Source organism: Streptomyces sp. STR69, assembly GCF_024519455.1.
Classification (GTDB): Bacteria; Actinomycetota; Actinomycetes; order Streptomycetales; family Streptomycetaceae; genus Streptomyces.
Genome location: NZ_JALJRY010000003.1, coordinates 171,490 through 191,682, shown reverse-complemented (window position 1 = coordinate 191,682; position 20,193 = coordinate 171,490). Strand labels below are relative to the sequence as shown.

23 protein-coding genes and 4 pseudogenes are annotated in these 20,193 nt (G+C 70.8%); 10 read left to right on the top strand and 17 right to left on the bottom strand.

Translation table 11 applies throughout. The features are described 5' to 3' along the window. The first annotated feature begins 102 nt into the window (after window positions 1-102). Complete coding sequence (locus OC490_RS07155) at window positions 103-879, top strand: thioesterase II family protein (RefSeq protein ID WP_262056960.1); 777 nt, start codon at window positions 103-105, stop codon at window positions 877-879. Then, window positions 876-1,727, top strand: coding sequence for a metallophosphoesterase family protein (locus OC490_RS07150; protein WP_262056959.1), 852 nt, complete (start codon window positions 876-878; stop codon window positions 1,725-1,727). The genes OC490_RS07155 and OC490_RS07150 overlap by 4 nt, the downstream gene beginning before the upstream one ends. Window positions 1,728-1,747: 20 nt before the next feature. Here the strand turns inward: OC490_RS07150 and OC490_RS07145 are convergent, their stop codons facing one another. Both OC490_RS07145 and OC490_RS07140 read right to left on the bottom strand, forming a co-directional pair. After that, window positions 1,748-4,513: a helix-turn-helix transcriptional regulator gene (locus tag OC490_RS07145; RefSeq protein ID WP_262056958.1), complete on the bottom strand. Its 2,766-nt coding sequence runs from the start codon at window positions 4,511-4,513 to the stop codon at window positions 1,748-1,750. Between the two features lie 341 nt (window positions 4,514-4,854). Beyond that, window positions 4,855-5,114 (bottom strand): annotated as a pseudogene (locus OC490_RS07140) (amidohydrolase); the annotation flags it as partial. 148 nt (window positions 5,115-5,262) lie between these two features. On the opposite strand from OC490_RS07140, the gene OC490_RS07135 reads away from it, so the two are divergent. Beyond that, window positions 5,263-5,478, top strand: a complete 216-nt coding sequence (locus tag OC490_RS07135) for a hypothetical protein (RefSeq protein WP_262056957.1) — start codon at window positions 5,263-5,265, stop codon at window positions 5,476-5,478. A 9-nt stretch (window positions 5,479-5,487) separates the two neighbouring features. Here OC490_RS07135 and OC490_RS07130 read toward each other — a convergent pair whose 3' ends face one another. From OC490_RS07130 to OC490_RS07120, 3 genes and pseudogenes are all read right to left on the bottom strand, one after another. Then, on the bottom strand, window positions 5,488-6,051 hold the full coding sequence (locus OC490_RS07130; RefSeq protein ID WP_262056956.1) for a TetR/AcrR family transcriptional regulator: 564 nt from the start codon (window positions 6,049-6,051) through the stop codon (window positions 5,488-5,490). Between the two features lie 177 nt (window positions 6,052-6,228). Then, window positions 6,229-6,890, bottom strand: a pseudogene (locus OC490_RS07125) (FMN reductase). Further along, entirely contained in the window at window positions 6,887-7,036 is a 150-nt protein-coding gene (locus OC490_RS07120) for a hypothetical protein (protein ID WP_410098591.1), read from the bottom strand. Before OC490_RS07120 ends, OC490_RS07125 begins: the two are co-directional and overlap by 4 nt. A 68-nt stretch (window positions 7,037-7,104) precedes the next feature. Between OC490_RS07120 and OC490_RS49525 the strand changes: the two are divergent. Continuing rightward, a pseudogene (locus tag OC490_RS49525) lies at window positions 7,105-7,341 on the top strand (LuxR C-terminal-related transcriptional regulator); the annotation flags it as partial. A gap of 7 nt (window positions 7,342-7,348) precedes the next feature. Here the strand turns inward: OC490_RS49525 and OC490_RS07110 are convergent. From OC490_RS07110 to OC490_RS07070, 8 genes are all read right to left on the bottom strand, one after another. Next, window positions 7,349-9,040: a GAF domain-containing protein gene (locus OC490_RS07110; RefSeq protein WP_262057192.1), complete on the bottom strand. Its 1,692-nt coding sequence runs from the start codon at window positions 9,038-9,040 to the stop codon at window positions 7,349-7,351. Between the two features lie 103 nt (window positions 9,041-9,143). Continuing rightward, on the bottom strand, window positions 9,144-9,350 hold the full coding sequence (locus OC490_RS07105; RefSeq protein ID WP_262056955.1) for a DUF2180 family protein: 207 nt from the start codon (window positions 9,348-9,350) through the stop codon (window positions 9,144-9,146). 551 nt (window positions 9,351-9,901) lie between these two features. Then, the gene (locus OC490_RS07100) at window positions 9,902-10,192 is read right to left on the bottom strand and encodes a hypothetical protein (RefSeq protein ID WP_262056954.1); all 291 of its coding nucleotides are present in this window, start codon (window positions 10,190-10,192) and stop codon (window positions 9,902-9,904) included. 194 nt (window positions 10,193-10,386) lie between these two features. Then, window positions 10,387-10,968 (bottom strand): GNAT family N-acetyltransferase, encoded by a 582-nt coding sequence (locus OC490_RS07095; RefSeq protein WP_262056953.1) that lies wholly within the window; start codon window positions 10,966-10,968, stop codon window positions 10,387-10,389. A 71-nt stretch (window positions 10,969-11,039) separates the two neighbouring features. Further along, complete coding sequence (locus OC490_RS07090) at window positions 11,040-11,465, bottom strand: STAS domain-containing protein (RefSeq protein WP_262056952.1); 426 nt, start codon at window positions 11,463-11,465, stop codon at window positions 11,040-11,042. 640 nt (window positions 11,466-12,105) lie between these two features. Continuing rightward, the gene (locus OC490_RS07085) at window positions 12,106-12,729 is read right to left on the bottom strand and encodes a hypothetical protein (protein WP_262056951.1); all 624 of its coding nucleotides are present in this window, start codon (window positions 12,727-12,729) and stop codon (window positions 12,106-12,108) included. A 121-nt stretch (window positions 12,730-12,850) separates the two neighbouring features. Next, entirely contained in the window at window positions 12,851-13,024 is a 174-nt protein-coding gene (locus OC490_RS07080) for a CsbD family protein (RefSeq protein WP_262056950.1), read from the bottom strand. Between the two features lie 344 nt (window positions 13,025-13,368). After that, entirely contained in the window at window positions 13,369-13,578 is a 210-nt protein-coding gene (locus tag OC490_RS07070; protein ID WP_262056949.1) for a hypothetical protein, read from the bottom strand. 669 nt (window positions 13,579-14,247) lie between these two features. Here OC490_RS07070 and OC490_RS07065 point away from each other — a divergent pair. Together OC490_RS07065 and OC490_RS07060 are read left to right on the top strand one after the other, a co-directional pair. Continuing rightward, on the top strand, window positions 14,248-14,652 hold the full coding sequence (locus tag OC490_RS07065) for an ANTAR domain-containing protein (protein WP_262056948.1): 405 nt from the start codon (window positions 14,248-14,250) through the stop codon (window positions 14,650-14,652). A 71-nt stretch (window positions 14,653-14,723) separates the two neighbouring features. Then, on the top strand, window positions 14,724-14,963 hold the full coding sequence (locus OC490_RS07060; RefSeq protein WP_262056947.1) for a transposase: 240 nt from the start codon (window positions 14,724-14,726) through the stop codon (window positions 14,961-14,963). Window positions 14,964-15,058: 95 nt separating this feature from the next. Here OC490_RS07060 and OC490_RS07055 read toward each other — a convergent pair whose 3' ends face one another. Then, window positions 15,059-15,286: a hypothetical protein gene (locus OC490_RS07055; RefSeq protein ID WP_262056946.1), complete on the bottom strand. Its 228-nt coding sequence runs from the start codon at window positions 15,284-15,286 to the stop codon at window positions 15,059-15,061. A gap of 360 nt (window positions 15,287-15,646) precedes the next feature. Here OC490_RS07055 and OC490_RS07050 point away from each other — a divergent pair, with 360 nt between their 5' ends. The 4 genes and pseudogenes from OC490_RS07050 (at window position 15,647) to OC490_RS07040 (ending at window position 17,538) form a co-directional block, all read left to right on the top strand. Then, the gene (locus tag OC490_RS07050) at window positions 15,647-15,976 is read left to right on the top strand and encodes a three-helix bundle dimerization domain-containing protein (RefSeq protein ID WP_262056945.1); all 330 of its coding nucleotides are present in this window, start codon (window positions 15,647-15,649) and stop codon (window positions 15,974-15,976) included. 229 nt (window positions 15,977-16,205) lie between these two features. Then, window positions 16,206-16,841: a DoxX family protein gene (locus tag OC490_RS07045; RefSeq protein ID WP_262056944.1), complete on the top strand. Its 636-nt coding sequence runs from the start codon at window positions 16,206-16,208 to the stop codon at window positions 16,839-16,841. Window positions 16,842-16,992: 151 nt separating this feature from the next. Then, a pseudogene (locus OC490_RS49520) lies at window positions 16,993-17,228 on the top strand (universal stress protein); the annotation flags it as partial. Between the two features lie 28 nt (window positions 17,229-17,256). Beyond that, complete coding sequence (locus OC490_RS07040) at window positions 17,257-17,538, top strand: universal stress protein (protein WP_262056943.1); 282 nt, start codon at window positions 17,257-17,259, stop codon at window positions 17,536-17,538. Window positions 17,539-17,795: 257 nt separating this feature from the next. On the opposite strand, the gene OC490_RS07035 is transcribed toward OC490_RS07040, so the two are convergent. The 3 genes from OC490_RS07035 to OC490_RS07025 all read right to left on the bottom strand — a co-directional run bounded on the left by OC490_RS07035 (window position 17,796) and on the right by OC490_RS07025 (window position 20,181). Beyond that, entirely contained in the window at window positions 17,796-18,191 is a 396-nt protein-coding gene (locus OC490_RS07035) for a luciferase family protein (RefSeq protein ID WP_262056942.1), read from the bottom strand. Between the two features lie 268 nt (window positions 18,192-18,459). After that, window positions 18,460-18,753, bottom strand: coding sequence for a TetR/AcrR family transcriptional regulator C-terminal domain-containing protein (locus OC490_RS07030; protein ID WP_262056941.1), 294 nt, complete (start codon window positions 18,751-18,753; stop codon window positions 18,460-18,462). Window positions 18,754-18,960: 207 nt separating this feature from the next. After that, on the bottom strand, window positions 18,961-20,181 hold the full coding sequence (locus tag OC490_RS07025) for a metallophosphoesterase (RefSeq protein WP_262056940.1): 1,221 nt from the start codon (window positions 20,179-20,181) through the stop codon (window positions 18,961-18,963). Window positions 20,182-20,193: the final 12 nt, after the last annotated feature.

The following is a 20,193-nucleotide window of genomic DNA, read 5'->3' as shown; positions in this document are numbered from 1 at the left end:
GTGCCCGTCCGCCCGCCTCCCGGCCTTCCCCACGGCACCCGCACCTGACACCCGCTCGCCCCCCCCGTGCCGCGCGCCGGACCGCGCCAAGGAGACCGAAACATGCCGCAGGAAGCCGAGAACCCGTGGGTCAGGTGCTTCACCCCCTGCCCGCCGAACGCTCCCCGACTCGTCTGCTTCCCGCACGTCGGCGGAGCGGCCAGCGCCTACCTCGCGCTCTCCCGGGCCCTGGCCCCGCACGTCGAGGTGCTCGCCCTGCAGTACCCGGCGCGCCAGGACCGCCGCCACGAGCCGCACCCGGGCAGCATCCCGGCCGTCGCCGACGGCGTGGCCGGCGCCCTGCGCACCGTCCTCGACGGTCGGCCGTACGCCTTCTTCGGACACAGCATGGGCGCCGTGCTCGCCTTCGAGACCGCCCGCCGCAGAGCCGCGGAACGTGCCACCGGCCCCCTGCGCCTCTTCGCCTCGGCCCGCCGCGCGCCGAGCGTGCCGCGCACCCAGACCGTGCACCTGCGGGACGACGCCGGACTGCTCGCTGAGATCCGCCGGCTGAGCGGAACCGACCAACAGGTTCTTCAGGACGAGGAGTTGCTGGCCCTCGCCCTGCCCACCATCCGGGCCGACTACCGGGCCGTCGAGACCTACCGGTACGTACCGGGAGCGCCGCTCGACTGCCCCGTCACCGTCCTCGCGGGGGACCAGGACACCGAGACCGACACCCCCGACCTGGTCACCGAATGGGCCGGCCTCACGACCGCCGACACCGACCTCCGCGTCTTCCCCGGCGGACACTTCTACCTCGACGCCCGGGTGACGGAGGTCGCCGCCGAGATCACCGCGCGGCTGCGGACCGCGACCGCGGACCGGAGCCCGGTGTGAGCGGCGCGCGCGGCCGGCTGCTGGCCATCAGCGACCTGCACGTCGGCCATGACGCCAACCGCCTGCTCGTGCAGAGTCTGCGCCCCGCCACCGACGGGGACTGGCTGCTGGTCGCCGGCGACATCGGGGACCGGTTCGACGACGTCGAATGGGGCCTGCGCCTGCTGCGCGACCGCTTCGCGCAGGTGGTGTGGGCCCCCGGCAACCGCGAACTGTCGACCCGCCCGGACGACCCGGTCCAGCTGCGCGGCGCCGAGCGCTACCAGGCCCTGGTAGAGCTGTGCCGCCGCCTCGGCGTCCTCACACCGGAGGACCCGTATCCGATCTGGCCCGGCCCGCACGGTCCGGTCGCGATCGCCCCGCTGTTCCTCCTCTACGACCACAGCTTCCGCGATCCGTCCACGGCGAGCACGGGCGAGGCGGTCCTTCGGGCCCACGAGGCGGGCGTGGTCTGCCCGGACGAGTTCCTGCTGCACACGGAGCCCTTCGCCGGGCCCGCCGACTGGTGCCACGCCCGCGTCAGCGCCACCCGCGTCCGCCTCGACGCGCTGGATTCGTCCCTGCCCACCGTCCTGGTGAACCATTTCCCCCTGATCAAGGAGCCGACCGAGGCGCTGCCCTGCCGGGAACTCGCTCAGTGGTGCGGCACAGTGCACACCCACGACTGGCACCGCCGTTACCGGGCAGCCGCCGTCGTCTACGGCCACCTGCACATCCCGTGCACCTCCTGGCACGACAGAGTCCCCTTCCAGGAGGTCTCCCTGGGCCACCCTCGCGAGTGGCGCGACCGCGCGGACGCCACGGCGGGCACACCGCGCACGGTGCGCCTCGCAGGTCCCTACCGGTAGGGGAGCGCCCCCCGGCCCCGTCAGCCGATGCCGGCGTCGACCAGCGGATACACCGTGGCCAGCTCGCTTCGCCGGGTCACGCCCAACTTGCGGTAGATCCGGGTCAGATGCTGCTCGACGGTGCTGACGGTGATGAACAGACGGCTCGCGATACGGCGGTTGCTGAACCCGGCCGCGGCCAGCGCGGCGACCCGGTGCTCCGCCTCGCTCAGCCCGGCCGTCGCCGGCTCCGAACCCTCCTCGTCCTGCGGCCCGGCCACCGTCCGGTAGACCGAGAGGACCCGCTCGACGTCCCGCACTCCGCACGCGAGCGCCAGCCGGCGGCTCTCGGCCAGCGTCACCTCCGCGGCCGCCGCGTCTCCCGACGCCCGCTGCGCGTCGGCCCACCCGGCCAGCGCATGGGCCAGCTCCAGGCGTGGCCCGGTGACCCGCAGCGCCTCGCACGCCTGCTGGTACAGCTCCAGGCGGCTGTCCCCCTCCGCGGCGGCGGCGAGCAGCCGCAGCGCCGACCCCCGGCCCGGGGCGTCGTCCTGGGCGGTGCGCCCCAGCTCCGCGTAGACCAGCTCTCGTGCCCGCATGGGCTGGCCGGCGGCGAGATGGGCCCGGGCCATGTCCAGCCGCCACGCCATATGGCCCGGCAGCGCCACACCCCACTGGGTGGCGAGCTCGCCCATCAGCTGGAACTCCTTCAACGCGGCCCGGTACCCGCCTACCGCGAGCAGATAACGCCCCCGCGCCTGAAGGTGGTAGAAGGCGATCGGACTCTGGAACAGTGCGTCGGGTACCTCGGCGCCGATGAGTGCGTCGACCTCCTCGTACTCGCCACGTGCCACCAGCGCCTGCACCAGGATGCCCAGCGGCACCGCGATCCGGACCCCCCACGCCTCCGCGGGCACGACCTCGAGGGCGGTCCGCGCGAACCGTACGGCGTCGTCCAGTTCACCGCCGTACAGCGCGATCTCGGCGCGCAGCGCGGCGAGCAGGCCGTGCCACATAGGGATGCCGCGCCGGGCCGCCTCCTCGACCAGCCGGTCGCAGGAGGTACGGGCCAGTTCCAGCCGTCCCTGGTGGATGAGCGCTACGAGTGCGCTCACGCACAGCATCACCGTACGTTCGTCGAGGGTGCCACGGCGCAGGGCGCGCTCCGCGGCCATCTCCCCGCCGACCGGGGAATCGGGGCAGAGCACCAGCGCGAGCAGCAGCGCCGCCTCCACCTGGGAGTCGGACCCGGCCGGACCGGCGGCCACCTCCTGCCCCCCGAGCTCACGCACCGCGGCCGGATAGAGGGCGGACAGCCAGAGCCGGGAGGCGTACAGCAGAGAGCGCTCGGTGTGGGTCAGCCGGTCCTGCTGCGCAGCGACCCGCTGGATGGCGTCGAAGGCGTCCTCCACATGCCCGAACCACAGCAGGGGGGAGACGAGTGACAACGTGTCACGGGCGCTGAGGCGGCCCTCACGGGAGGCGTGCACGGCCTCGGGCAGGTGCCGCAGCGCCTGCACCGGGTCGGCCTGCCATTCGGCCCGCACCCGCAGCGCCGACGCGGCGGCGAGCTGGCGCTCGTCGGAGGACGAGCGGCCGAGCAGCCGTACGTACTCGACCGCCTCCTGCGGCTCGCCCTTGGCCGTGGCACGTTCGGCGGCCTCGTGCAGCAGGGGCGGGGCCCAGGGCGCGTCGGCGCTCCCGGCCTCGACGAGGTGCCGCGCCACCGCACGCGGGGACGCTCCGTTCTCGTGCAGCACCTCCGCGGCGCGTGTGTGCAACCGCCTGCGCTCCTCCGGCGGTGTCTCGCCGAGCAGCAGGCCGGGAACGGCCGGGTGCCGGAAGGCTCCCTCCCGCAGCAGCCCAGTGCTCTCGGCGAGCCGCAGATGCCATGCACAGGTGACCTCGTCCAGCCCGGCCAGCCCGGCCACGGCCGCGGGCCGCGCACCCGGTCCGAGGGTGGCCAGCGCCCGCAGGACGGCGGCGGTCGGCTCTCCGTAGCGCCGCAGCAGCGTGTTCAGCGCTCGGCGGAAGACCTCACCGGTCACCGCACGGGACACCGCGTCCTGTCCCGCTGTCACCGGAGCCGTGCCGCCCGGCACCGCTCCGAGCACCGTCGACAGTGCCTCCAGCAGTAGGGGATGACCGCCCGTCGCCGCCACCGCCTCGGCAGCCACGGTGCGGGGCAGGCCGAGCTGCTCGGCGACCGTCTTCGGAGTGAGCAGGGACAGGTCGACGGTGTGGCACTGCGACTCCAGGGACTGCAGGGAGCGGCGCAGTGCATCGAGGGGCGCGCCCTGACCGGAGTCCGCGGTCAGGAGCATGGTGTGTGGCCGCCGGACGCGGCGCAGCACGGCGGTCAGGCAGTGCCAGGACGGGCTGTCGACGAACCGGGCGTCGTCGAGGATGACGACCAACGGTCGTCCGCAGCCCGTCGCCAGGGCGGTGAACGCCAGCGCGGCTTCGTGCAGCAGCCGCTCGGGCGGCGCCCCCGCCGGCATCGGCTCCTGCAGCAACCGCCGCAGCTCGCGGTCGTCCCCCAAGCCGCCGTCCGTGCTGCCGTGCAGCAGCTGGCGCAGCACACCGAAGGGCACCGACTGCTCCTCAGGATCCCCGCACCCCGTCATCACGAGGGGTGAGGGCCCGTCGACGGCCGACTCGGCGGCGCGCTCGGCGAAGGCCCGCAGCAACGTCGACTTCCCGCTGCCCACCGGCCCGCCGATCACCACCGCATGGCCCGCCCCCTGGCGGGACTGGGCCAGCAGGGTTACCAACCGCTCCAGTTGCTCCTCATGTGCGACGAACATGTTCGCCCCCCGTCGAGTGTGTGCGTCCGATGCTAGTAAAATACCTTCGCGAAGGTATTGCAACTGGGTGGTGTCGATGGCGATCCGGCTCCACGGTGACTACTGGTATGTCACGGGCGCGCACCGTGGCACGGATCGCTTTCTCTGCCGCGGCGGTCTTGGCCTGGGATGGCCTTCGCGGCGGCGGCAAAGGTCTGGACGGAGGCACGGACTGCCCAGGCGGGCTGGTTGATGCTGGGGCCGGCCCGGATGGTCCAGCTGGCGGTGCTGTTCGGGTTCTGGGCTGCGAAGGCGTCGAACAGGGGGCCTTTCTGCCATGCGCTGTTGCTGGTTCAGGCATCCGACGGGGACGGGCTGACCAGCTGGATGTCCACGCCCTGCGCGTCCATGGCCGCGAGGCGGACAGCGGCGTCCGTCAGCTTCGGCACGCGTGCGCCGATCATCGGACCGCTCACGGCCAGGGCGGCCGGGCCGTTGCGGCGGGCGTCGAGGGCGCGGGCCTCGGCGAGGCCGGGACGACCGGCGACGGTCTCCTCGACCTCGGGAAAAGGAGGTGCGCGTGGACGTCGATCGTCGGAGCGGGGGTTGCGGGGGCGGTCACGGGCGCTCCTTGACCTGCATCGTGAGCGGACCGGCCAGGGGCAGCACGTGGAGGTCGCCATGGAAGAGGCGACATCGGAACCGAGGAATGGCTCGAATACTGTCGGGAGGTCGGAATTCCGGCAACCCGTGTCCTCTCTCTCCAAGGGATGGCCGACCGGCTCCCCCTGACCAGTCCTCCAGTGGTCGGGACCTATCGGGTGATTCCGCCGATGGCGCGCTTCTCGGGCAGCGCGGGCGCCTTGGCGCCCCGGCCCGCGCCGCTCGTCGGCCAGGACACACAGGACGTGCTGAACGAGTTGCGGAGGCTTGAGGAGTCAGCACCGATCGCTGCCCCGGAGCATTCGCCGGTGGCCGAAGAGTGACCGGCTCCATCACGAACTCCGTACGGCTTTCAGCAGGTTCTGCCACCCGGCTTCCACCCGCTCCTGGGGTATGCCGCGCAGATGGACGAGGTGGTTGAGGAGGGTGATGTCGAGGTAGGCCAGCAGTGATTCGGCGAGCAGTTCGACGTCGCCTTCTGCGTCGGCCTCCCGCAGCAGGCTGACTATGTGGGCGCGGCGGGCACCGATGGGCGGGGCGGACAAGCGGCGCTCGGCCGGCGGGGCGGCGGCGAGGACGAGTTGCCGGTTGGCCAGCAGATACCTGATCGTGGCGACTCCGAAGGCCTCCAGCCGCTCCAGGGCGGGAGCGCCCGGACCGAGCGATGGCGGACCGGTGAGGAAGGAAGCCTGGTAGACCTGCTCGACGTGGTCGAGCAGGGCCATCAGGAGCCTGGACCGGTCGCCGAAGTGCCGGAAGACGGTTCCCTTGCCCACCGAGGCGGCCTGGGCGACCGCGTCCATGGTGATGTGTTCGACCCTGTCCTCGTCCTCCGCGACCAGTCGGGCTGCGGCCTCCGGCAGACGAGCCCGGTTCCGTACGGCGTCGGCGCGCATCGGCCGGTCCGTACCGACTGTCCGACTGGCACAGCCTCTTCCAGCGAAGGCAGCTGCCGGTACAGGCGCGTTGCTGTGGAGCGGCGTGGCTGGTGTCATGGCCTTTCCTCGACGTGGTGGTTGGATGAGGGGAGACGGCCGCCCGTCAGCCGCGATGCAGGCTCTCGGCGATGACTGTCATGCGGGTCGCAGCGCCTCCAACTGCTGCGCGAACGGTACGACGACGGTGTCGTCGGTCGTCTTCCGGGCGGTGAAACCCACCTGCCCCCGCATCAGCCCGGCCAGCTCGCCGGCCGCGCGCACGATCCGGTTGGGGAGCGTGTCGGTGAGGGGATCTCCGTTGCCGCCCCAGTCCTCGGAGGCCGCGTACACCGCGGTGGGTACGACGACCGCACGCAGGTAGGCGAAGAGCGGACGCAGCGTGTGTTCCAGGGCGAGGGAGTGGCGGGCCGTACCGCCGGTCGCCGCGGCCGGCACGGGCTTTCCGGTGAGGGCGTCGTTGTCGATGACGTCGAAGAACGACTTGAAGAGTCCGCTGTACGACGCCGAGAAGACCGGGGTGACGGCGATCGGACCGTTTGCCGAGGTGACCGTCTCGATGGCTTCCTCCAGCGTGGGTGAGGGAAGCCGGTGACGAGGTTGTTGGCGATGTCGGCGGCCAGATCGCGTAGTTCTACGAGATGGATCTCCACCTCGCGCCCTGCGTCGGCGAGGTGCTCGCGCACCGACTCGGTCAGCCGGTCCGCCAGCAGACGCGTGGAGGAGGGGACGCTCAGGCCGGCCGATACGACCGCGAGTTGCAGCGGCTCGGCGGTGTTCGCGTTCGGGTCGGGGTTCACTCGGCCGCCTCCTCGGACTGCGTGGTGCGCTGGGTGAGCAGCGAGGCGTGGGTGGGGGCTTCCGGCACATCTGAGGGGCGCCCGGCGTCGAACTCCTTGCGCAGTGTGGGGAGTACCTGCTCGCCGAGCAGGTCGAGCTGCTCCATCGACGGACCACCGCCGTAGACGGGGGATTTCTCGGACTCTGCGGAAGGAGTTGCGCGTCGGAGCGGCCCCGGCGACCACCGGGCGGCTGATGAGTAGCTTGTGCGCACTCTCCGGGCAACCGGCTTCAGAGGTAGGACAGTTGGACGCTCTGACCAAGCGTGTCCATCTGTCGGAGAAGACTGTGAAGAACCACATCCCGCGGCTTCTGACGAAACTCGGGGTCGAGCGCCGCGTCCAGGCGGCGGTCTTGGGCTCGCTCGGCCGGCCCATGTCCCATGTCCGACAAGGGCAGATGATCCCGTAGGGCCGCGCTAGCGCCGGTCGGGAAGCGGTACGGCCCAGCAGAGAAGGGTGCCGCCCAAGGGCGGTGCGGCCAGGGTGAGTTCACCGCCCAGGTTCCGGGCGCGCTCGCTGAGATTGCGCAGCCCACTGTGCTGTCCGCCCTCGCCGATTCCGACGCCGCCGTCGGTGACGGTCAGGGTGAGCTGCTCTTTGCGGACGACGAGTGCGATCTCCGCCGACGAGGCGTGTGCGTGCCGGGCGATGTTCGACAGCGCTTCGCTCAGCACCGCCACGACTTCGTCCGCCATGGTGTGCGGGACGTCGGTGTCGAGCAGTCCCTCCATGAGCAGGGACGGAGTGAACCCCAGCGCCGGAACGGCTTCCTCGGCGGTCTTGGAGGCACGGGCCCGCAGGCCGTGGCCGATCGCAGTGCTGTCGTGGGCCCGCAGACCGAAGATCGTGGACCGGATGATTTTGATGGTGGTGTCGAGGTCGTCGACCGCCCGGCCGATCCGCTCGGTCACTTCGGGGTGCTCGACGAAGCGGTTCGTGCTCTGCAGCGTCATTCCCGTGGCGAACAGCCTTTGGATGGCCAGGTCGTGGAGGTCGCGCGCGATGCGGTCACGGTCCTCCAGCAGGCTCACCTGCTCGGCGGCCCTGCGCTTGTCGGCGAGTTCCAGCGCGAGGGCGGCCTGGCCGGCGAAGCCGGGCAGCGGCGCGATCTCCGCCTGGGTGAAGGGCGGGCACCCGGCGGTGCGCGCGAGGACGAGTACCCCGCGGTCTCCGTCACTGGTGCTCATGGGAACAGCGACCGCGGGCCCCAGCCCCGTCCAGCGTTCGGGACGGTACGTGACCCGCGGGTCGCTTCCCACGTCCGAGGTGACGATCAACTGCTCCGCGGCCAGGGCCGCCCCGCTCAGAGTCCCCTCGCGCGGCAGCCTCACACCACGATGGAGCTCCGCACCTTCCCCGAGCGCGAGTACACCGCGCAGTTCCTGCGTTCCGGCGGTGACCAGGTCGACCACGCCGAGATCGGCGGAGGTGATGTCCTGTGCCTGGTTCAGCATCAGCTCCAGGACCTTCGTCTCCGGCGTTCCGGAGAGCAGGCCGCGGGTGAGCTCGGCGCCGGCCGCCATCCAGTCTTCTCTGACCTGCGCCTCCGCGTACAGGCGGGCGTTGTCGATCGCCACCCCTGCGGCCACCGCCAGGGTCGACAGGACGGCTTCGTCCTCGCTGTCGAACTGGGCACCACCGCGTTTCTCGGTGAGGTAGAGGTTGCCGAACACTTCTCCCCGGACGCTGACGGGCACACCCAGGAAGGAGCGCATCGGCGGGTGGTGCGGAGGGAAGCCGTGCGATGCCGGGTGCTCCGACAGCTCTGTCAGCCGCAGCGGTTCCGGATGGCTGATCAGTTCGCCGAGCACCCCGTGTCCGGCGGGCAGAGCCCCGATCCGGGCCTGCTCGGCCTCGCTGACACCGACCGTGATGAACTGGGTGAGGCTCTGATCGGGACCTATGACACCAAGTGCGCCGTATTCGGCATCGACCAGAACCACCGCGGCCTCGGTGATGTGGCGCAGCACCTGGGAGAGATCGAGCTCGCGGCCCACGGACAGGACCGCCTGCAGCAGCCCGTGGAGGCGTCCTCGGGTGCCGCGGACCACGCGGATCTGGGCCTGGAGTTCTTCGAGCAGCTCGTCCAGACGTAGGTGCGGCACCATCTCGGACCGTGCGTGTTCCTCGACGTTCACTTGCTGCCTCCGGTCGCTCGGTCGTCCCGGGCTGCCCAGCCGTTGCCGGCGCCCGGTGGGTGGCGCGGCCAGGTCAGAACTGGTGCTCCGCGTCATGACAGGTGAGGCATGTGATGCGGCGAGCAGGCTTCTTGAGGGTGGTCACACCCATGCCCTCCTGCCGCTCCAGATGCTGCGGGTTGACCTTGATGTGATCGGGGCAGAGGGCGGCGCCGCAGTTCCGGCAGACGGCGACGGCAGCGGTGGTCGTCCCGGCCTGGTGACACTCGTAGCAGTTCATGATTCGTTCTCCTCCCTGAGGGGTCGACGGGTGCGACGGGGTGCGCGGGCACGCCCGGTTGAGCCGAGTCCTGAAGCAGGCGCACACTTCAGCGGCGTAGGAGCTGTGTGGTCCCGTTCTGCGCCTTGGCTGTCGCTCGCAGGCGGGAAGAGCGCACGTCGGCGCGTGGACCTCGTAGTGGAGCGTCTTGCCGTCCAGCGCACTTCTACGCCCCTGATGAGCGGGCGGTCTTCCCGCCAGGACAGCGCGATCATCGTGCCGAGCGGGGAGAGCGGGAGCACCGCCGGGAGAAGCAGTACGTACATGAGCGTCGCCTGGGCTTCGATGGCCTGTCGAGGAGGGCGGGGCAGAGGGAGTTGCCTCGCTGGACGCATCGGGTTGCCCAGGAGCACCGTGTGCAGGGGGTGCGACACAAGCCCTGCGACGGGTGAGCGGAGTGCTCCGGTGCGACATCGCGGTGGAAGCGGCGCGGCCGGGGGCCAGGGCAGCACCACCCACACTAGTCCCCGGATTCGGTCCTGGACAGCGACAGGCGCCCGGCGACGCCGGGATCAGAACGGGAGCGGGAGTTCCCGAACTCTGCCGTGGTTGGTTGCCGTCAGTTCGAGAGTCGGTGATAGCCGTGCGGCGAGCCCCCGCACCACGATCAGGATGCGGTTGCTCAGTGCGGCCTGCAGCTGTTCGCCGGGGATCGTGCCGCGGTGGGTGGTGTGTTGTTGCAGGAGGCTGAGGGTGGCTACGTCGGCGAGGGCCCGGGCGATGAGTGTGCGGGCCGGATCGAAGGGGCCGGCGTCGGCGCGGAAGAGGTTCAGGGCGCCGACGACCTCGATCCGTAGGCGCATCGGTACTGCCTGGACCGCCGCGAACCCGCTGCGGTGGGCCCGCAAGGCGAGGCGCGGCCGGCGAGTTCGCCATGTCGGTCGGCGAGCAGTACCCCTGCCGCACTCACCCCGAGCATGCCGACACAGCGGTCGGTCAGTTCGACGAACGTCTGGGACAGGAGCTGCTATCCCACGTGCGCACACTCGCCACCCCGCTACTGGATTCGTGCACGGTGCGCGCGGTCACCCGGTTCCTCCGTCGTCCGCTCGCCGAGGGGAAGGACCAGCGCCCGCAGCACAGTTGGGCCCGGTGGCCTGTAGAGCAGGCCGATGTCGTGCCATCCCCGTGACCGGAATCCGGCGCAGGCCGCACGGTGGGTCCGGTCCACCAGGGTCGTCGCGAGATGGGCCGGGTGGTCGGCGAGCAGCAGCTCCTGGAGACGGTCGGCCAGGCCGTGATTCCGCTCGGAGGGGCGGACCACTATCCCGCTGATGGCGAAGACCCGTCCGGACGCGGTGAGTTGCTCGACATCTTCCGGGAGTGGTCCGCGGAATCCGCTCCACCAGGAGCCGTCGCGCGCCAAAGGGAATCCGGACGCGTACCCCACCAGGGAGGGTGCCTGCGCGGTCAGCATGGCGAACCCCGGTCGCCAGGTGTCGCGGGTGAGACGGCGCAGGAAGTCCTTTCGGCCGCGCTGCTCCCAACCGGGCCTGGTGGCACAGGACTCCGCGTACAGGTCCGCCATGTCCTCCCGCAGGCCCTCGGTCTGCCAGCGGTTGAGCCGGCGCAGACGCAAGGGCGTCGTGCGCGCGGCGAGCGGCCGGTGGCCTGAACGCCCGCCCGTTCGAACCGAGTTGGGCGGGGCCGTCACAGCACACCGCCCGGGAGAGCGGGCAGGCCGGGAGGAAGCCGGTACGAGGCCGAATGCAAGGGGGAGAACTGCGGGGGCGGCCGGGTGCCGACGTGGGCATCAGGGAGGGTGAGGAAGAGGGAACCGGAGCCGGTGAGCGCGACGAGGCGCTCCAACGCCGGGCTGGGGTGGTGCAGTTGGAGGGATCCTCCGGCCGCGGCGGTGTGCAGCAGGGCGTAGAGGAAGGCGTTGAGGCCCATGGAGTCGCGGAAGGTCACGGTGGTGACATCGACGTCGATGGCGCGGATGCCGTCGTACAGGCACCGCTCCAGTGCCGTGTGCACCAGGGTCGCCGAGTTGTGGTCGATCTCGCCGGTCAGGGTGATCAGCGTCCGGTTGTCGGTGTCGTGCCGGTAGACGTGCGGGACGGGTGGGATACCCATGGGCGGGATGCCTCGGTTCACGAGACCGTGCCGGGCTCCCGGTACGGTCGTACTGTCGTGCGGGCAGGTGAACGACCGGTCCGGCAGCCGATGTTCCGGGGCATGGGACGCAGCCGGTTCCCTCGGGGATGCGTGGGGCGAGGGGACGATTGATCCGCTCTTCACAGGCATGTGGCCAAGCAGCGGTGGCGCGCCGGGGTCTGGGACGTCCGTACCCAGCATATTCCGCACGCCCGTCCCGCGGACGGCCTCGGAGAGGGGTACCACGATGTTTACACGACGGTGATCGGGCAGTTCTGATGCCCTTGGTTCCAGAGCACAGCCGCCGCAGTCCGTCCGGTGTGATGCAGGGCACCGGTTTCCTGCGGCGGCTGTGCCTTCTGCGGGGAGGGCAGTGTGAGTGGCCGGCGGGTGCCGACAGGTGCAGCAGTCGTTCGGTGAGGCTGTCGGTGAACTGGGTGGCGACCTCGTCGAAGACGGTGTCGGCCTCTTCCACCGTCCGGCGCGGGTCGTCGACGAAGGCGTTAGGGCCTGCTGGAGACGTGACCGGATGGGGTGCGGAGTGTCTGCGGAGCGCGCCTCACCGCGGGATCCGGGGCCCCGGGCCGGGGTTGTCGTGCGTGTTCGGCGTGGTGCGACATCAGGTGCTGCTTCCCTTCGTGGGGCGTCGGTTCAGTGCAAACGGCCAGTGGCCGTTGCCGTCGGGGGAAGACGGACGGCGCCGGTCGCCGTCGCCCGCCTGTTCGGCGACCAGCGCCTCGAAGAGGCTCCGGGCATCGAGCACGGCCTCCCGCATTTCCTCGGTGTCGCCCTGGCCGTGTGCTGCCGTGTGCACGCTGCGGTAGCCGTGGACGTGGGCGGCGTGATGGACAGAGAGGGCGGCGAGCTGGTCGTCGAAGCGTTCGCCGTCGGGGAAGCCGCGGTCCCTCGCCAGGCCGGCGAGGAGTGCGTCGGCCGCGGTGACGGCCTTGTGCGGCGAGTCGATGAACCGTTCCTGGATGTCGGCCCACTGAGCTACGTACTGTGCGCGGGCTTCGGGCGACATCGGCCGCTCCTGGAGGGAGCCGTGCTGCTGGACGCGTTCGCCGAGTTCCTTCTCGGCGGCCTTGGTGTCGCCGTCGTGAGCGGCGACGGCACGGTCGTACTCGGGCCCGAAGCGGTGCTTGAGCCCGCGCCCGCCGTCGGCCCGGATGCGTCCGCGTCCGACGATGAAGAAGACGGCCGCCGCGATGACGATCACGGCGATGATCACGACGGTGAGCATGGCGGCCTTCTCCGGCTCTCGGCTCGTAGGGCGTTCGGCTTCATGTGCCGGCCTCATCAATTCCGCGTTGGCCTGCCGGGTGGCGTCCGCGCGATCCGGGCGCCACCCGGGGCGGTGCTGGTCAGTGCTTGAAGGCGTCCTTCGCCTTGTCGCCGGACTGCTTCAGGTTTCCGGAGATCTGGTCGGTCCTGCCGCGCCGCTGCAGTCGCCTGTTGCGGGTGGTGCGGCCGATGCGTTCGGTGACCCGGCCCTTGAACGCCTGGGTCATGTGTTTGATCGTCTGTCCGACACTCATGACTGTCCTCTGCTTGTCCTCTGCTTGTTCGCTGTGCGGACTACCCGCGACTGCGGCCGGACCGGCGGCTACGGCTACGGCCGCGTCCGCCCCCGCCGCGGCCGCGCCTCGCGAAGCCGAAGATCCAAACGACCAGGAGTACGGCGGCGACCCACCAAAGGGTCTGCATGGTGAAGCCGAACCCGAACACCACCAGGATCAGCAGAAAGAGAAGAATCCAAAGGATCATCGCCGGGCCTCCAGATCGCGGGAAGTTCCTGAGTTCCGCGGGGTCCGGGCGAAGCGGGGGAGGTGGAGTGCTGCCGAGTGATCCGGAGTGGCACAGCCCTACGCCGTGCTGTCAGTCAACGCCTGGCGACCTCCCGTGTCAACGGAGTGTCGACGCTGAGGAGTTCGGTGAGCTGGGCGGGGGCCGCTGGGACGAACGGAGTCTCGGCGGGAATGTCGACCGGCTCGGCCGGCGTCGGCAGGATGTGGTCCTCCCACCAGGAGAGGCCCATCACGGTGGCGAGCAGGACGAAGGGGGTCGAGGCCGGAAGGATCAGGGCGTACATGTGTGCCGCCTGCGGTGGTGTGCGTGCGAGGCGGCGGGCGTCGGAGAGGGGCCCGCCTGGGGCGCATCGGTGCCGCGCCGGGATCCGTGGCGACGACGGGTGCGGGAGCGGCCCGTTGGGGGCGGGACGGTTCCGGCACTGATGCGCGAAGTGCGCCCCCGAGGGAGCGCGAGAGGTGATCGACGCTGCCGGGGGCTCGGGCCGTACCACGCACGCTAGCCCTCGCGGCACTCCCGGGACAGGTGCCAAGTGGCCATCTGTTCCGGGTGGCCGACCGTTACATGGGCGCTACCCGCAACCTCCGGGCAGAGCTACGCTGTTCGAACAGGCCCCGGCCCCCGGCAGTGACGTCTTGCTCCTGCTCCGGGGAGGCCCGCCGTGTTCGTCCTGCTTCTCGTCGTCGCCCTGATCCTGTTCGGTTTCGGGTTCCTCAACCCCCTCTGGTGGATGGCCGCGGCCGTGCTGGTCTTTCGGCGCCCCCCGCTACGGCCGCGATCCCGGGGAGGGGCTGGATCCGTGGCGACGGGTCCGATCTCGGGGAACACCGGCATCATCGGGACCGGTGGGACCGCGATGACGCGGGTTACCGATGAAGTTGCCTGACATCCAGATGTTCCGGGTCGGCTTCGGCCACGCCGGACGCGCCGAAATCGTGGAGAGGCAGATGCCATGCGTCGCACAACCGCGGTTCCAAGGGGTTGGTGGGATCTGAGGGCCGAGACCGCGGCAGGGAAACCGGCCGAACAGGATGCCGTGGCGCCGCGTGCGGAGGCCGATCAGCTGCGGCTCGCGCCGGCCGCCGGTGCGGTCGTCGACCAGGCCTGCGGCATGGTGATGGTCCTGGTCCCCTGCCACCGTGGGCCGGCCAGGAACCTGCTGGTGGATGTCTCACGGCAGTGCAACACCGATGTTCCGGACGTGGCATCGGCTCTGGTCGCCACCTGGGAGGGAGAGCCGTTCCCAGTGCTGATGCAGCGTGCGCTGCGGCACGCGCTGCGGCGGTTCTACGCGGAGGACCGGGGGTGCGACTCGCGACCGACAGGCGAGACGTCCGGCTCAAGGCCGGCCATGTGAGAACGCTGGTGACACGGGCTCCTTCGACCGGCACCAGCGACGTGCTATGGCCGGTCGGAGGGCGGCGGTCGGTGCCGGTGATCGTGGCCGACTGCGGCTACGGCCGCAGTGTCTCCTTCCGCCTGGCCCTGGAGGAGTACGGCTGGTCCTACGTCATGGCCGTCGAGCCCAAGGAGATCGCCCGGCCCGCCGCTGCCGAGCCGCATCTGCCGCCCTACCAGGGCCTGGGCCCCCACGTCACCCTCGTCACCGCCGCACAGGCCTTCCTTGCCCTGAGGCGCCACGACCCAAGAGCCCTCACGAAAGCCTGACTCTCTATCAAGTCCTCGACGCACTCCAATGGTGGGTAGTCCGAGGTGGCGCCGCGTTCGGATCCGTCGGCGAGAGGACGGAACGCATCGCTCGCTCAGCGTCGACTCGCGCTCCTCCGGCTGGAGTTGCCCCGGGTGGAGCTTCCCCGGCCGGAGCTTCGCCGGGTGGACCAGCCCGCCCCCACGCCAGCCGAGTGCGCAGCGAGGAAGGCGAGTCCGACGAGCATGAGGCTCGTCGGGCTGAAGATCACGTCGGTCGACGTTTCGGTGACACGGATGATGAAGGCGATGGCGAAGAACGCGGCGGCCACGAATGCGAGCATCTGTCTACCCCTACCGGTGGACGACGAGCCACACGTGATCCCGGTGGCTGCGTCGCTGCCTGCCGGATGCCCCGGACGGCGCCGATCAGTCGCGTACATCCCGCGCCGGAGTCGGCAGCGACACCCCGCCGCCGACCTGCTGACGGTGTGAACGAGGCAACCGGGAGTGCCGACACCACGGACCTTCGGCCGCCCGCTCCGCAGGCCGACCGGTTCGAGACGGTGAGGTGATGAACAGATCCGGCAGTTCGTGCCACGGATGCGATCCGTGCAAGTGTGGGAAGAGGACAGGCCGACACCGAGCACCTGGACACTGATCGGCTGCCGCGGTCGGCCGTCTGCGACAGTGAGGAGCGCCCCATGGGCGCCAACACGGCCGAAGCCGCGGTACCTGACGCCATTCAGGAACTGACGGACCGACTGACGACCTCCTACGCCGACCTGTTGACGGCTGCGATCGTGCGCGATGTGGTGCAGGACGCCTACCAGCCGCTCAGCAACGCTCGTATCCCCACCTACGTGCCGATCCTCGTGGAGCACAGCAGCCGCACCAAGCTACGACAACTCACCGGGCGCTCCGATCGCTCCGATCCCACGGTTGTCTTCCGCGAGCACTCCGACGGGGCACGAGGCCACTTCATCACGAGGGTCTGTCGAAGGGTTCGGGTCGCCGTGACCCGCTCGGCATAAGCACGGTGCCCACGGGGGCGCAGGGGCTGGCTCGGCCATTGCTGAGATCCCGGGGAATCGGTCTCCATGAGCTTCGGCGCGCACCCCAACAGTCCCTGCAGACCGGGCCGTTCAGCCCTGCGGCCACGGACCTTCGGCATCCGGCACCGGCCGCCCCGCGAGACAAGAGTGAGGAGCGTCAGGCACCGACCGGACGACAGTCCCACTCCTCCCCGAAGGGATCACCACCATGGCCGTTCACGAGCCCCCTCACCGCAGCGAGGGCTTCCGCCTGCCGTCCTTCCGCAGCAACGGGAGCGCCCCCGTCTCCGTATCCGACTCCACCGTGTCGGCACGCAGGGACACCCACGCCGCTCGGGCCTACGCCTTCGCGTCGCTGCGCCTGCTCACCGGGTTCGTCTTCCTGTGGGCCTTCCTCGACAAGACCTTCGGCCTCGGCTATGCAACCCCCTCAGGCAAGGGCTGGATCGACGGCGGCTCACCGACCAAGGGCTTCCTGAGCTCCGTCGCCGCGGGGCCGATGGAGTCCACGTTCCACTCCTGGGCCGGGGACACCTCGGTCGACTGGCTGTTCATGCTCGGTCTGCTCGGAGTCGGGGTCGCGCTCGTCGCCGGTGTCGCCCTGCGCTTCGCGGCCGTCGCGGGCACCTTGATGATGGCGTTCATGTGGCTGGCCGAGTGGCCGCCGGCCCGGCACCTCTCTGACGGCTCGCCGAGCATGTCGCCGAACCCGTTCGTGGACTACCACCTCATCTACGCCGTCGTCCTGATCGCCCTGGCCGCCGTCTCCGCCGGCGACACCCTCGGCCTCGGACGGCTGTGGGCGAAACTCCCGCTGGTCCGCCGTAGCCACTGGCTGCGGTGATCGCGGGAGGGGCGGCGGGCTCGTCGGTGGGCCTGCCGCGCCGAGCACCGGCCAGGGCCGTTCGGTCCCTTGCCGGGACTTGCGGTCTCTGCCGGGCGCCTCGTCCGAGGACCAGGCTCGCATCAGAACCCCGATCCAGAAGGTGGACATCATGACTCGCACCGTCACCGTCGGCCTCGACGGCTCCGCCGAGAGCCGTGCGGCGGCCGAGCGGGCAGCCCGCGAGGCACACTGCTCAGCCTGCCGCTGAAGCTGGTCCAGGTCTGGATGCCGGTGCCGGTGCTGGTGTCCATGGCGCAGGCACCGGTGCTCGGAGCCGAGACGCAGCAGTACCGGACCGAGAGGATTCCCCGCGGGCCGGGCAGCGGCGGAGTTCGCCTACGCCGAGGCGTCGGCCCGTGGCGCGAACCTGGTCGTGCTCGACAGGACGACCGCGTGGAACAGCCGGTCGCACAACGCCTTCGCCGACGCTCTGTCCGTGCTGAGCGAGAAGTACCCGGACGTCACCGTGCACCGCGCCCACGTCCGAGGCGGGCTCTGCCGGGCACTCGTCGAGGCAAGCACCCGCGCACAGCTCGTCGTGGTCGGCTCACGAAACCGGGACCGCCTCGCGGGTGCACTGCTGGGCCCGGTCAGCCGGGCGGCACTGCGCCACGCGGACTGCCCCGTTGCCGTGATCCGCTCGGAGAAGGGGTGACCGAGCGGCGACGTCGCCACCTGACCCCGCCTCATGTACGGACCCACCAGGGCGATGAACAGCCGATCGAGCAACGCCCGATCACCGCGGGACCGGAGGATCGTCTGCGCCCCGCTTTCCAGAACGACGACCATGTTCCAGCGGACGTGAGCAGGAGTCGGGTGTACGGCTCGGGGAGTACCTGCGTGAGCGCTGGCCACGGCCGCCTCGACCTCGGCGGGACCGTGCCACAGCTGCACCCGCCTGGAAGGTTCCCCTCAGCCTCCGCCGAGATTCTCGCCCGGACGGACCGAGCTGCGATGATCATTGCATTCCGCTCGCGGAGCGTCGCCCGGAACCGGCCGCGCCTGCTGAGTCTGGAGGGCGAGGCTGACCAGAGTCATGAGGAGTTGAACATCCGAGGGAACGCCGAGGTGCAGCGTCACCCAAGGAGAGCCGGGTACGAGCTGCACGGCCGCTGCCGCCCTGAGGTGGTCCTCGAAACGTCTTATGGTTCCGGCCGTGAGGTAAAGGTCGACGTCGTCGTCGGAGTGGAAGTGGGCGATCTCGCCATGGGCGGACCGCAGGGCCCGGCCGACACCGCAGCTCGGCTCCGCCTCGGTGAGGTCGGGCCAGGTCGCCAGTTGCGTGCAGGCACGCGAGGCCAATGTCATGCAGTCATAATGACCAGCTCACTCCCAGGCCACCAGGACGTGAGGGATACGTAACTGATCCGAGGCGAGTGAACGTCCAGATCCGGGTGCGGACCAGTTTGTCGGCCCGTGCTGATGCCAGGCTGACCGAGGTGGGTCAACACATCGAGACTCCCTCCTTCGGTCTCCGCCCCGGGATGCACCGCGAACGCCTTTGGTGCCGAAGGCCCGGATTGCGTAGGCGTGAGGTCTTTCGGTGGCGGCGGGACCCTGTCGCGGTCGGCGGGACTCAGTCGTCGGTGGACGCCCCTGGTCCAGTCGTGGCGTACCGGGCGGCGATGGTGCGGACGGCCTCGTCGACCACCTGAGCGACGCGTTCGGCGCTCACCTCCCGGCCCGGCACCAGGAGTGTCGGCCAGAAGACGTAGTTGGAGATCATGCCCAGGAACTGGGTGGCTGCGAGGTCCACGTCCTCGACCCGCACCGTTCCCGCCTCGTGCTCAGCCAGGAGGTGGCTGCGTACGGACTCGAAGTAGGGCGTAGTCGCGGTCAGAGCGGCTCTTCGCCGGATGAGGGTTCTCACGCACGAGCCGCCACCGCGGTCCGCCTCGGGTTCTTGGAAGTGCGCTCTCCCGCCCGGGTGTTCACATGCACCGGTTCTCCGAGAGATCACAGCGTCCGGCCTTGCCCCGTAGCAGTTGCCCGAGCGCCGGGAGTCCTCGACGTGTCCCAGAGAGCTCAAGCTGCCCCCGCCGGCGTCGAAGCCGCGGGGGCGGGGGCGCTGACGGGGCTACGGCGCCGTGGGCGGCTGCGGTGAGCGGAGTACCAGCAGGGTGATCTCGCTGGGGGCGAAGACGCGGAACGGCGGGCCCCAGAAGCCGGTGCCGCGGCTGGTGTAGAGCAGCGTGCGGGAGCCGTGGTGGCTGAGGCCGGCCACGGTCGGCTGGTCGAGGCGGACCAGGTGGTGGAAGGGCCAGATCTGGCCGCCGTGGGTGTGGCCGGAGAGCTGGAGGTCGATGCCCGCGGCTGCCGCCCGGTCGACGAACTTGGGCTGGTGCGCCAGGAGCAGGACGGGCAGGTCGGGGTCGGCGCCGCTCAGGGCTCCGGCGAGGTGGGCGCGGTGGCCCGCCAGGCCGGAGGACTCGGCGGTGACGTCGTCCACCCCGGCGACCACGAGGGCGTCGCCGCCGCGTTCCAGCAGCAGATGCCGGTTGCGCAGCGGCTCCCAGCCCAGCTCGTCCATCAGGTCGACCCAGCCCTGGGCCTCGCTGTAGTACTCGTGGTTGCCGGTGACGTAGACCCGGGCCCGGGAGGCTTGCACGGTGGCGAGGGGCAGGGCCTGGGCGCGGCGGCGTTCGGCCGTGCCGTCCGCGATGTCGCCGGTGTGGCAGACCAGGTCGGCTTCCAGGGTGTTCACGGTCTCGCACACCCGCTCCGACCAGCGGGCGCGGTCGAGCGGGCCGTAGTGGGTGTCGGTGATGAGGACGACACGGGTGCCGTCCAACCCGGCGCCCAGTCGCGGGAGTTGTACGTCGAGGCGGCGTACGCGTGGTACGCGGCGGGCCTCGGCGTACCCCCAGGCGAGCAGTACGGCGGTGGTGCCGAGGACGGCCCAGGTGACGATGCGGGCCCGGTCCTCGCCGTCGCCGACGCCGGCCACGGTCAGGGCGAGCCGCAGCAGGACACCGAGCAGCACGGACCAGGTGAACAGGATCCAGCTGCCGCCGAGCAGCGTGTCACCGACGATCGCCGCCCGGTCCTGCTGGCGTCGGCCGTGGCCGCGCCCCATCGCGAGCGGCATCACGACGAGGCCGAGGACGAAGAGCGCGGTGCCGGCGAGCGTGACCGGCAGCGGCCAGTGCTGGCCGGTGTACAGGAGCACCCCGCAGGGCACGGCCCACAACAGGACCGGGGCGATCAGGGGGAGGTAGCGCATCACACGGCGCAGTGGGCTCCGCCGTGGAGCGTGCGCCTCGGTGTCGGCGGGGCGGGTGTCGCTGGTGTCGGTCACGCGTCCCACTCT

Bases quoted from the DNA above. Each gene is read 5' to 3' on its own strand.
- OC490_RS07155 (WP_262056960.1), top strand. From the start codon at position 103: ATGCCGCAGGAAGCCGAGAACCCGTGGGTCAGGTGCTTCACCCCCTGC.
- OC490_RS07145 (WP_262056958.1), bottom strand. From the start codon at position 4,513: ATGTTCGTCGCACATGAGGAGCAACTGGAGCGGTTGGTAACCCTGCTG.
- OC490_RS07045 (WP_262056944.1), top strand. From the start codon at position 16,206: ATGGCCGTTCACGAGCCCCCTCACCGCAGCGAGGGCTTCCGCCTGCCG.
- OC490_RS07085 (WP_262056951.1), bottom strand. From the start codon at position 12,729: ATGCTCACCGTCGTGATCATCGCCGTGATCGTCATCGCGGCGGCCGTC.
- OC490_RS07100 (WP_262056954.1), bottom strand. From the start codon at position 10,192: ATGCGCCTACGGATCGAGGTCGTCGGCGCCCTGAACCTCTTCCGCGCC.
- OC490_RS07090 (WP_262056952.1), bottom strand. From the start codon at position 11,465: ATGGGTATCCCACCCGTCCCGCACGTCTACCGGCACGACACCGACAAC.
- OC490_RS07050 (WP_262056945.1), top strand. From the start codon at position 15,647: ATGGGCGCCAACACGGCCGAAGCCGCGGTACCTGACGCCATTCAGGAA.
- OC490_RS07105 (WP_262056955.1), bottom strand. From the start codon at position 9,350: ATGAACTGCTACGAGTGTCACCAGGCCGGGACGACCACCGCTGCCGTC.
- OC490_RS07135 (WP_262056957.1), top strand. From the start codon at position 5,263: ATGGCCGACCGGCTCCCCCTGACCAGTCCTCCAGTGGTCGGGACCTAT.
- OC490_RS07035 (WP_262056942.1), bottom strand. From the start codon at position 18,191: ATGACATTGGCCTCGCGTGCCTGCACGCAACTGGCGACCTGGCCCGAC.
- OC490_RS07065 (WP_262056948.1), top strand. From the start codon at position 14,248: ATGCGTCGCACAACCGCGGTTCCAAGGGGTTGGTGGGATCTGAGGGCC.
- OC490_RS07070 (WP_262056949.1), bottom strand. From the start codon at position 13,578: ATGTACGCCCTGATCCTTCCGGCCTCGACCCCCTTCGTCCTGCTCGCC.
- OC490_RS07080 (WP_262056950.1), bottom strand. From the start codon at position 13,024: ATGAGTGTCGGACAGACGATCAAACACATGACCCAGGCGTTCAAGGGC.
- OC490_RS07130 (WP_262056956.1), bottom strand. From the start codon at position 6,051: ATGCGCGCCGACGCCGTACGGAACCGGGCTCGTCTGCCGGAGGCCGCA.
- OC490_RS07120 (WP_410098591.1), bottom strand. From the start codon at position 7,036: ATGGAGCAGCTCGACCTGCTCGGCGAGCAGGTACTCCCCACACTGCGC.
- OC490_RS07110 (WP_262057192.1), bottom strand. From the start codon at position 9,040: ATGGTGCCGCACCTACGTCTGGACGAGCTGCTCGAAGAACTCCAGGCC.
- OC490_RS07055 (WP_262056946.1), bottom strand. From the start codon at position 15,286: ATGCTCGCATTCGTGGCCGCCGCGTTCTTCGCCATCGCCTTCATCATC.